Source organism: Pseudomonas sp. UBA6699 (genome assembly GCF_002454615.1).
In the GTDB taxonomy this organism is placed as follows: Bacteria; Pseudomonadota; Gammaproteobacteria; order Pseudomonadales; family Pseudomonadaceae; genus Aquipseudomonas; species Aquipseudomonas juntendi.
On the sequence record NZ_DKJF01000085.1, the window covers coordinates 20,284 to 28,751 of the forward strand.

6 protein-coding genes and 1 pseudogene are annotated in these 8,468 nt (G+C 62.8%); all 7 read left to right on the forward strand.

Features of this window, described 5'->3' with window-relative positions:
• Positions 1-215 precede the first annotated feature (215 nt).
• Complete coding sequence (locus B3361_RS16865) at positions 216-473, forward strand: metal-sensing transcriptional repressor (RefSeq protein WP_003821156.1); 258 nt, start codon at positions 216-218, stop codon at positions 471-473.
• Positions 474-482: 9 nt separating this feature from the next.
• Positions 483-1,793 carry an MFS transporter gene (locus tag B3361_RS16870; RefSeq protein WP_003821155.1) on the forward strand — a complete coding sequence of 437 codons (1,311 nt, stop codon included), beginning with the start codon at positions 483-485 and terminating at the stop codon, positions 1,791-1,793.
• A 133-nt stretch (positions 1,794-1,926) separates the two neighbouring features.
• A complete protein-coding gene (locus B3361_RS16875; protein ID WP_003821153.1) occupies positions 1,927-2,949 on the forward strand; it encodes a cation diffusion facilitator family transporter in 1,023 nt (340 codons plus the stop codon).
• A gap of 43 nt (positions 2,950-2,992) precedes the next feature.
• Positions 2,993-3,370, forward strand: coding sequence for an ArsR/SmtB family transcription factor (locus tag B3361_RS16880; RefSeq protein WP_003821152.1), 378 nt, complete (start codon positions 2,993-2,995; stop codon positions 3,368-3,370).
• 229 nt (positions 3,371-3,599) lie between these two features.
• Positions 3,600-4,169 carry a DUF4148 domain-containing protein gene (locus B3361_RS16885; protein WP_034018378.1) on the forward strand — a complete coding sequence of 190 codons (570 nt, stop codon included), beginning with the start codon at positions 3,600-3,602 and terminating at the stop codon, positions 4,167-4,169.
• Between the two features lie 166 nt (positions 4,170-4,335).
• Complete coding sequence (locus B3361_RS16890; RefSeq protein ID WP_012614060.1) at positions 4,336-7,050, forward strand: heavy metal translocating P-type ATPase; 2,715 nt, start codon at positions 4,336-4,338, stop codon at positions 7,048-7,050.
• A gap of 111 nt (positions 7,051-7,161) precedes the next feature.
• Positions 7,162-8,467, forward strand: a pseudogene (locus B3361_RS16895) (efflux RND transporter periplasmic adaptor subunit).
• Position 8,468: the final 1 nt, after the last annotated feature.

Consider the following 8,468-nt stretch of genomic DNA (forward strand, 5'->3'; position numbering starts at 1 on the left):
TGTCGTTGAAAAGCCACTGTTCACTGGCTTAGATATGAACAATTGTATATCTATTCATATGAATGGGAAAGAAAACCTTACATCCTTTGAGCACCAATCGCCTTAGAGAGGGCGTCGGGCGCAAGACATCGAGAGGCGAGGTGGGGCTAATCCACTGCGCAAACAGCTATGCAGACTCCTTGAGCATATCCCCCGGGGGGGGATATGATTGCTGCATGAAAGAGATGCACAAGCACACCAGCCACCCAGATCTCGTGAAACGGCTCAAGCGCGCCGAGGGTCATCTGCGACACGTCATCGGGATGATCGAAGGAGAAGAAACCTGCCTGGACATCGCTCGCCAGCTCGCTGCGGTGGAGAGCGCCGTCACAGCGGCCAAGCGCGTCCTGATCCATGACCACATCGACCACTGCCTATCTCATGATGAGGACTCCGTTCTAGCCGAAATGAAGGCGCTAACCAGACTGCTCTGAGGTCTCTCGATGCTCTCCGTCCTAAAGAACCGCACCTACCGCCACCTGTTCACCGCGCAGGTGATCGCACTCGTCGGCACAGGCCTGATGACGGTAGCGCTCGGCCTACTTGCCTACGAGCTGGCCGGGGCCGATGCAGGTGCGGTGCTCGGGTCGGCGCTGGCTATCAAGATGCTGGCCTATGTGGGAGTCGCTCCAGTCGCACAGGCCTTCGCCGACCAGTTCCCGCGACGGTCATTGCTCGTAGCGCTGGACCTGGTACGAGCGGTTGTCGCGATCTGTTTGCCCTTTGTCACCGAGGTCTGGCAGATCTATCTGCTGATCTTTGTCCTGCAAGCGGCATCCGCCGGCTTCACGCCGACTTTCCAAGCCACTATCCCGGACATCCTTCCCGATGAAGAGGACTACACGAAGGCGCTGTCGCTGTCCCGGCTGGCCTATGACCTGGAAAGCCTGATTTCCCCGATGCTGGCTGCTGCGCTGCTGACCGTCATCAGCTTTCACAACCTGTTCGCGGGAACAGTGCTCGGTTTCCTCGTTTCAGCCGCGCTCGTGGTCAGCGTGCGGTTGCCCACAACTATTCCCGGACCGCGCCGCGGCATTTGGGATCGCACGACCCGCGGCACACGCATCTATCTCGCTACGCCACGCCTGCGGGGCCTGCTGGCGATCAGCTTGGCCGTCTCGGCGGCGGGCGCCATGGTGATCGTGAACACGGTGGTTCTCGTGAAGGCGCGCTTTGGCCTAGGCGAGGTCGAAGTGGCGTCGGCACTGGCGGCATTCGGAGGCGGTTCGATGGTGGCAGCCTTCGTTCTGCCATCCTTACTGGAAAAGGTGGCCGACCGAACCGCGATGCTCACCGGCGCTACCGTACTGGTCGTGGGCACGGGGATCGGCGCACTGCTGCCGAGCTATGCATTGTTGCTGCCGCTGTGGTTGATCATCGGCTTTGGCTACAGCGTGGCGCAAACGCCATCCGGCCGTCTTCTGCGCCGCTCGGCCCATGCCGAGGACCGTCCTGCGATCTTCGCGGCACACTTCGCGCTGTCGCACGCCTGTTGGCTCATCTGCTACCCACTTGCCGGCCGCTTCGGCGCGGTCATGGGCTTGCCATCGACCTTCATTGTCATGTCCCTGGTCGGCTTGGCCGGCGTGGCGCTGACGCTCTGGCTGTGGCCGGCCAGCGACCCTTCTGACGTGGCGCATGACCACCCCAGCTTGCCGCCGGATCACCCTCATTTACGCACACACGCAGACCAAGGCAGGCACCATCACCAGCTGATTCTGGATGACCTGCACCGTATCTGGCCGAAAGGATAGGCACATTTTCTCGTTGCGGCATCACAACGCATGGCTTCGGAGGCTGAGAAGGGTGAGCGAAAATATATCACATGAACACATATTCATGTGTTATATTTCGCCATAGTCAAACACTCAACCAGCAGAGGCGCCCATGTCCCAATCCAATGCACATGACCATGGTCACGACCATGATCACGACCACACCCCCACAGTGACGAGCGCCAACGAGCGCAAGGTTCTGGTTTCCTTCTTCCTGATCTTCGGCTTCATGCTCGTGGAAGCTGTCGGCGGCGTGCTGTCGGGCTCGCTAGCCCTACTTGCCGATGCTGGCCACATGCTGACCGACGCCGTGGCACTTGCCCTGGCTTACGCTGCCTTCCGATTCGGTCGCCGCGCAGCCGACAGCAAACGCACATTCGGTTACCTGCGCTTCGAGGTCATCGCCGGCTTCCTGAACGCCGTGACCCTGTTCGCGATCGTCGCATGGATCGCCTACGAGGCGTGGGAGCGGCTGCAGGCGCCGCCCGTCATCCTCGCCGGCCCGATGATGATCGTCGCCGTGCTCGGCTTACTGATCAACGTCCTCGTGCTGTGGATCATGACCCGCGGCGAAACCGATCACGTCAATGTGAAAGGTGCCATCCTCCACGTGATGGGTGACCTGCTCGGCTCTGTCGGCGCCATCGTTGCAGCGATCGTCATCTACTTCACCGGCTGGACTCCGATCGACCCCATCCTGTCGGTTCTAGTAGCGGCGTTGATTCTGCGCAGCGCCTGGAAGCTCCTGGCCAAGTCGATCCATATCCTGTTGGAGGGTGCGCCAGAGGACGCTTCGCCGGAAAAGGTGGAACAAGGCCTGATGAGCACTGTGCCCGGCCTGGCGGCTGTCAGCCATGTTCACGTGTGGCAACTCACTTCCGGTCGCACGATGGCCACGCTACACGTTCGACCCAACGTGGACGAGGAGGCGCGAGCTGTGGTCAAGCGCGTCGAGGCGGTGCTGCGAGAGCAGTTCAGCATCGAACACGCCACAGTCGGAATCGACTGGAACTCGGAGGCTGACGAGAACATCTGCAGCCTGCAACCCACGACAGGCCGTCAGGACCACAGCGGCCACGACCACAGTGAGCACAATCATGACCATGACCACTCCGCTCCCGGTCACAAGCATTGAGGCCGTGCTAGACGGTTCGCAGTTCACTTGAGGGTTTGAATCCATGACATCCCGCAAAACCACCAGCGCCGCTATTGTGCAATGTTCGACCTCTAACCACGGCACGACCACTGATGTCCTCGCACTATCGCAAAGTGACGTCGCTGTTCTGGCAGAGACCTTCCGCCTGCTGGGCGACCAATCGCGATTGAAAATCCTGTTGCAGTGCATGCGCGGATCGGTCGCAGTGGGCGACATTGCTGGCTCGCTAGACCTGTCGCAGTCCTTGGTCAGCCATCACCTGCGCCTGTTGCGCGGCGCGCGCCTCGTGCGCGGCGAGCGCCAAGCCAAGCACATCTTCTACGGCATTGCCGACCAGCACGTCAGCCAGGTACTCCAGGACATGGCGGTTCACATTTCGGAGGACAGACACGACGATTGACTGAACATGTGAGTGCGCGCCGGCCTACGCCTTCAAGGGGTAGGCTTTTTTTGGCTATTAATCTAGAGAGACACCGGCGCGCCTTGCTGAATGCCTAGAAGACCCCAAGCAAAAAGCACTCTAAAAATAAACACTTGAACATATCTTCATGTGTGTTATTATTTGTCTACGGGGTATCCGAAAGGCGTAAGGACCACGCCATTATTTTTAACGTCAAGGAGTATTGACCATGTCCAAGAAAATTCGCTTTGCTGTTCTGCTTTCCGCACTTTTTGCTGCTGGAGTAAACGCTCAACCGTTCGCCGCAGATATGACACGGCAACAGGTCCAGGAGGATCTGGCTGCTTGGAGGCAATCTGGGTTGGAAGCGTTGTCTCGCGGCGAAAGCGGCCCGGATACGTTCAGCCCTCAATACCAGGCTGCCTTTCAGCGCTACTTGCAATTGACCCAAGGTGATATGTATCAGGCGCCCTCAGCAGGAAAGACTCGTGCTGAAGTGATGGCTGATTTGGAACTGTGGAAAATCTCCGGCATGCACGCGTTCACCTCGCGCGGAATCACCACCGCTTCGCACACCCAAGCCTACCAACAAGCCTACGAGAGCTATCTCCAGCTCAAGCTGGTTGCGGCTTACAAGGCTCCGGTGGCATTGACTCGTGCTCAAGTAAAGAGTGATTTGGCAGATTGGCAGGTTGCGGGAATGGCTGGATTCTGGGCTGGTGAGCAGACGCCTGATACCTATAGTGATGCCTACCGCACCGCATTTGAAACCTACCAGATGCTGCGCAACAAAAAATGACTTAATGGCAGCTGCATAAAGCAGCGGTCGGATGGTTCAGCCAGAAAGAGATTCTTTCTTTTTTTTGAATAAACATACAAACAAGTGTTCATTTGTTTGCATAACATTCCGATCGCTGATTTGTGCGTCCTGCCACGGCGATTACTCAGAGAACCAGGAGATTGATATGTCTTTGGAAACATTGGACGGCACAGGAGCGCAGGACGAACAACTGGGCTTTCGGGTCGAAGGTATGGATTGCGCCAGTTGCGTCGGCAAGATTGAAACAGCGCTTGGTCGAATTGATGGCGTATCAAATGTACAGGTTAATTTTACAAATGAGACGCTGACGTTGACGCGCAGCACAAGTAGCCGAAATACTGCACGCGACATTGCCAAGAAAATCCGGTCCCTGGGCTTCGACGTGCAGGCACTGCCCGCGTCCGAAATGTCCGCAGCACCTGCACCGTGCCATGCGGCCCACGCGCATGACCACGCCGGCTGCGGCGGCCACCATGACCATGGGCATGCCCACGACCACGGGCACGATCATTCGCACGGCAAAGCGTGCGGTGATGACCATGGGCATGGCCATGCTCACGGCCATGCCCATGCCCATGACCACGGTCACGATCACGGGGCCTGCAGCGGGCATGACCATGCGCCGGCCTCTGCCTCCCGTGGAGCACCCAGCACGCCCCCCAACGTGTCCATGCGCGTCGAGGGCATGGACTGCGCCAGTTGCGTCGGCAAGATCGAAACGGCGCTCGCTCGCATGGATGGCGTGTCCGATGCCCGCATAAACTTCACCGCAGAAACGCTGGAATTGACGCTCGCGTCTGGCGGCCCCACGCAGCTCGGCCACATCGAGAAGACCATCAAGAGCCTGGGCTTCGGCGTCTCCGACGTGCGCCGCCATGATGGCTCAGCACCCGCGGCCCCAGCAGCAGCATCGACGGCGCGCCATCAGCGCTGGTGGCAGACGAAGAAAGGCAAGCACGTGCTGGGCCTGGGCGGCCTGATGGGCTCGGCCTACGCGATCGCGCAGTTCGTTCCTGGCTACGCTGAATGGATCTTCGCCGCTGCGGTGATCGCGGGCGTGCTGCCGTTCGCTCGCAAAGCCTTCGCGCTGGCTGTGTCAGGCTCGCCGTTCTCTATCGAAACGCTGATGGTCGTCGCCTCGCTGGGCGCGCTCGTGATAGGCGAGGCCGAGGAAGCTGCTGCCGTGGTGTTCCTGTTCGCGATCGGCGAGCTGCTGGAAAGCGTGGCCGCCGGCCGCGCGCGCGCCGGCATCAAGGCGCTGGCCTCCCTGGTGCCTAAGACGGCGGTACTGCTCGATGCCGCGGGCGGGCAGCGCGAAGTGCCCGCCGCTTCCCTGCGCGTGAGCGACCGCGTGCTGGTGCGCCCTGGTGACCGGGTGCCTGCGGACGGCAAGATCCTCCGCGGTGAAAGCAGCCTGGACGAGTCGCCTATCACCGGCGAGTCCGTACCGCGTCAAAAGGCTATCGGTGCCGACGTGTTCGCCGGCTCCATCAACGTCGATGGCGTGCTCGAAGTACAAGTCGAGAAGACGGCATCGGACAACACCATTTCTCGCATCATCCAACTGGTGGAGCAGGCGCAGTCCTCCAAGGCGCCCACGGCTCGCTTCATCGAAAAGTTCAGCCGCTACTACACCCCTGCCGTCATGGCCATCGCGGCGTTGATCGTGGTGGTTCCGCCACTTGCCATGGGTGGCGACTGGGGTACCTGGCTGTACCGCGGCCTCGCACTGCTGTTGATTGCCTGCCCATGTGCGCTGGTGCTCTCCACACCGGCGGCCATCGCCTCGGGCCTTGCGGTGGCCACGCGACGGGGCCTGCTGATCAAGGGTGGCAACGCGTTGGAAACCATCGGCCGCGTGCGCGCCATTGCCTTCGACAAGACTGGCACGCTGACCGAGGGCAAGCCGCGCATCACCGAGGTCCTGCCCTTCGGGCTGTTCAAGCATCAACAGGTCCTTGCGCTTGCCGCCGCTGTCGAGTCCGGCTCAAACCATCCCTTGGCGAAGGCCATTGTCGCCCATGCCAAGAGCCTGGACGTGGCGATTCCCCAGGCCACGGGCGCATCGGCCATTGCCGGCAAGGCGGTGCGCGCCACCGTGAACGGCAGTGCGCTCGCTGTCGGATCGCCCGCCCATGCGGAACAGACGGCCACGCTGACAGCCGCGCACCGCAGGGAAATCGACAAGCTGGAGGATGGCGGCAAGACCGTGGTGGTCCTGTTCGACGAAGCCAGCAAGAACGTTCTGGGCCTGCTGGCCCTGCGCGACGAGCCCCGCCGCGACGCGCGCGAAGGCGTGGCCCAGCTCAACGCCATGGGCGTGCGCTCGGTCATGCTGACCGGCGACAACCGCCGCACCGCGCAGGCGATCGCCGGCAAGCTGGGCATCGAGTGGGAGGCCGAGCTGCTGCCGCAGGACAAGCTGCGCTTGGTCAACGAGATGAAGCGTGATGCCAAGGTGGCGATGGTCGGCGACGGCATCAACGACGCGCCGGCCCTGGCGACCGCCGACGTGGGTATCGCCATGGGCGGCGGCACGGACGTGGCGCTGGAAACCGCCGATGCCGCGCTGCTCAAGAGCCGCGTCACGGACGTGGCCCACCTGGTGGCCCTGTCGCGGGCGACGATGGCCAACATTCACCAAAACGTCGTATTCGCCATTGGCCTCAAGGGCTTGTTCCTGGTCACCACCGTGTTGGGTATCACCGGCTTGTGGGTTGCCGTGCTGGCCGACACCGGCGCCACGGCCCTGGTCACGCTGAACGCACTGCGCCTGCTGCGCTTCAAGGGCGCGCCGGAGGCCAACCACGGCGACGACGCCGGGCGTCCCACCACCTTGTCCGTGCCGTCTGCCCGCTGAGGCAACAAGAGGGCTTGACCTTGCCGTCGTTGTAACGCCTAGCCTCCACACAAATGTCTGCAGAGCGCTTCGGAAGGGCCGGAGTCCTGCATCCAAGAAAGGGTCACTTCCATGCGTAAAAAAATCAGAATCATTGTGGTGGCAGGCGTCATCGCAGCCGTCGGGGGGATAGCGATCGCTGCCCGCGACGCCAAGGACGAGGGCAAGGCCGCGGCGCCCCCGGCGGGCGCGCCGATGGCGCCGCAGGTGCCCGTGGCCGAGGTCATTACCCGCACGGTCGCGCCATCGGCCGAGTACACCGGCTTCCTGGCCGCGCCCAAGACCGTCGAGCTGCGCTCGCGGGTCGGCGGCGCCGTCGATGCGGTGAGCGTTCCCGAAGGTAGCCTCGTGCGCAAGGGCCAACTGCTGTTCCAGATCGACCCGAGGCCGTTCCAGGTTGCGCTCGACACGGCCGTGGCGCAACTGCGTCAGGCCGAGGTGCTGGCCAGCCAGGCCCAGGCCGACTTTGACCGCGCCGAGCGCCTGGTGGCGACCGGCGCCGTCGCGCGCAAGACCTATGACGATGCCGCCTCCGCACGCAACGCGCGCCAGGCTCAGGTGCAGGCGGCTAAGGCCGCCGTTGCTGCGGCTCAGCTGGACCTGTCCTACGCCCGCGTCACTGCGCCCATCGCCGGGCGCGTCGACCGCGTGCTCGTGACCGAGGGCAACTTGGTCAGCGGTGGCGGCGCCGGCGCGGCCACGCTGCTGACCACGATCGTATCCATCGACCCGTTGCACGTGTACTTCGACATTGATGAGGCCACCTATCTCAACGTCGTCAGCCGCTCGCGGCCCGCTGCGGGCGCCGGTAGCAAGGCTTCGCTGCCCGTGCAGGTCGGGCTGACCACGGACAAGGGTTTCCCGCACAGGGGCGCGCTCGACTTCGTGGGCAACACCATTGACCGAAGCACCGGCACGATCCGCGCGCGCCGTTGTGCCCAACCCGGATGGGCGCATGGCACCCGGCATGTTCGCCCGGGCCAAGCTGTCCACCGGCGCGGCGCGCGAGGCCGTCCTGATCGACGATCAGGCCGTGGGCACCGACCAAGGGCGCAACTACGTGCTGGTCGTGGGCGAGAACAACCAGGCCCAGTACCGGCCCATCGAACTGGGGCCGGTGGTGGACGGGCTGCGCGTCATCAACGGCGGCCTGCAGGCCGGTGAGAAGATCATCATCAAGGGCCTCGTGCGCCCCGGCATGGCGGTCACGCCGCGCATGGTGCCCATGCAGGCGCCCGCGGCACCGGCCGCCGGCGCGACCGGCGCGACCAAGGCTGCGGCAAACGCTCCGGCTCCCGCTGCGGCGCCTGCCAAGGCCGGTGGCGCGGACCCCGCCAAGGCTGACGGCGCGGCCGGCTCGGCGGAGGCCCGCAAATGAA

Coding starts and splice junctions, on each gene's coding strand:
- B3361_RS16875 (WP_003821153.1), top strand. CDS start 1,927: ATGTCCCAATCCAATGCACATGACCATGGTCACGACCATGATCACGAC.
- B3361_RS16885 (WP_034018378.1), top strand. CDS start 3,600: ATGTCCAAGAAAATTCGCTTTGCTGTTCTGCTTTCCGCACTTTTTGCT.
- B3361_RS16865 (WP_003821156.1), top strand. CDS start 216: ATGAAAGAGATGCACAAGCACACCAGCCACCCAGATCTCGTGAAACGG.
- B3361_RS16870 (WP_003821155.1), top strand. CDS start 483: ATGCTCTCCGTCCTAAAGAACCGCACCTACCGCCACCTGTTCACCGCG.
- B3361_RS16890 (WP_012614060.1), top strand. CDS start 4,336: ATGTCTTTGGAAACATTGGACGGCACAGGAGCGCAGGACGAACAACTG.
- B3361_RS16880 (WP_003821152.1), top strand. CDS start 2,993: ATGACATCCCGCAAAACCACCAGCGCCGCTATTGTGCAATGTTCGACC.